The organism is Leisingera sp. F5 (assembly GCF_001593695.1).
In genome coordinates this window covers 1-1590 of record NZ_LUKH01000836.1, presented here as the reverse complement: position 1 = coordinate 1590, position 1590 = coordinate 1, and the positions used below count along the sequence as shown (strand labels likewise).

The following is a 1590-nucleotide window of genomic DNA, read 5'->3' as shown; positions in this document are numbered from 1 at the left end:
GTGGAGAACCTCTCCAACGTGACCTTCCACAACAAACTGGGCACACAAGCCGCGCGGATTGACCGTATCGCCGCGCTGGCGCGAGAAATCGCGCCGGTTGTCGGCGCTGACGCCGGTCTGGCAGAGCAGGCGGCGCGGGTGGCCAAGGCGGACCTCAGCTCGGAAATGGTCTATGAATTCCCGGAATTGCAGGGGCTGATGGGCCGCTACTACGCTCAGGCTTCTGGCCTGCCGCAGGAGGTCGCCAACGCCTGCGAAGCGCATTACTCACCGCTGGGTCCGGGCGACGATGTGCCGTCGGAGCCGGTGTCTGTTGCCGTGGCGCTTGCGGACAAGCTGGACACGCTGACCGGCTTCTGGGCGATTGATGAAAAGCCGACGGGGTCGAAGGATCCGTTTGCCCTCCGCCGCGCGGCGCTGGGGGTGATCCGGCTGGCGCTGGAAAATGAGGTGCGGATGCCGCTGGACAGGTTCTTTGACAGCCAGCTGCTGCGGACTGAGATGAATGTTAATCATTCTGAAGGATCGATGGGTGAGGCAATGCTCAATGATCTGATCGCCAAAATTGCTAAACACGGGGTGTTTGGAGCGGCATTTAAGGAGGTGCAAGCCAGTGCTCTTGGGGGGACAGATTTGCCATCTCCAATAGAGGGGCTAGACACAAAAGTTCCGGACATCTCCGCCAACCTTCTCTCCTTCTTCCACGACCGCCTCAAGGTCTTCCTGCGCGATCAGGGCATCCGCCATGACGTGATCGACGCCTGTATCGCGATGGACGGCAATGACGACCTCACGCTGCTCGCCAAACGCGCCCGCGCGTTGGAGGATTTCCTGAAGACCGAGGATGGCACCAACCTGCTGCAGGGCTTCAAACGCGCCAACAACATCCTGTCCCAGGCCGAGGAAAAGGACGGCGTCGAATACTCCTATGGCGCCGACCGCAAATTTGCCGAGGACGACACCGAAAAAGCGCTGTTCGACGCGCTGGAGGCAGGCGGGGCGGCGATCTCTCCGGCCATCGAGGCCGAAGATTTCGCGGCGGCCATGCGGGGCATGGCCGCCCTGCGCGCGCCGATAGATGCGTTCTTTGAGGCAGTGCAGGTTAATGCGGACAGCGAAGTGGTCCGCCGCAACCGCCTGAACCTCCTCAGCCAGATCCGCCAGGTCTGCGGCCAGGTTGCTGACCTCACCAAGGTTGAAGGCTGAGCACCAGTCGGCTGCTTCTTTCTGGTCCAAAATACCCGCCCCGCAGGGTCCGGCCTTTCCGCAAGGGAAGGCCGGTTTTCTTTTGCAGAACCGTGCTCAGTTGCCGGAGGGCGGTTACAAGCCCCTTGCGCGATCATGTCTTGTCCTTATGGTGACTTGCAAAGGAGACGTGCTGCAGTGCAGAAAGATTTCGAACAGATCCCGCCGGCTTCCCTGATCACCGCGACCGCACCGATTGCCGCCACCACCCATGGCGGGCGGGCGAAATGCCTGCAGCGGCTGGAGCGGCTGGACCTGCCGGTGCCGCGCGCGGTGGCGCTGTCTTTTGATGCGGTGCATTCCATTGCCGAAGGCCAGATGCCCGATCTGTCTGCGGTGCTGAGC

General features: G+C 61.9%; 2 protein-coding genes. Both read left to right on the top strand.

From position 1 onward, the window contains the following. Positions 1-1206: glycine--tRNA ligase subunit beta (glyS, locus tag A2I95_RS36570; protein WP_291737392.1), on the top strand; the 1206-nt coding region annotated here is incomplete at its 5' end. 177 nt (positions 1207-1383) lie between these two features. Next, positions 1384-1590 (top strand): hypothetical protein (locus A2I95_RS36565; RefSeq protein WP_291737391.1); only part of this gene is annotated, 207 nt, incomplete at its 3' end.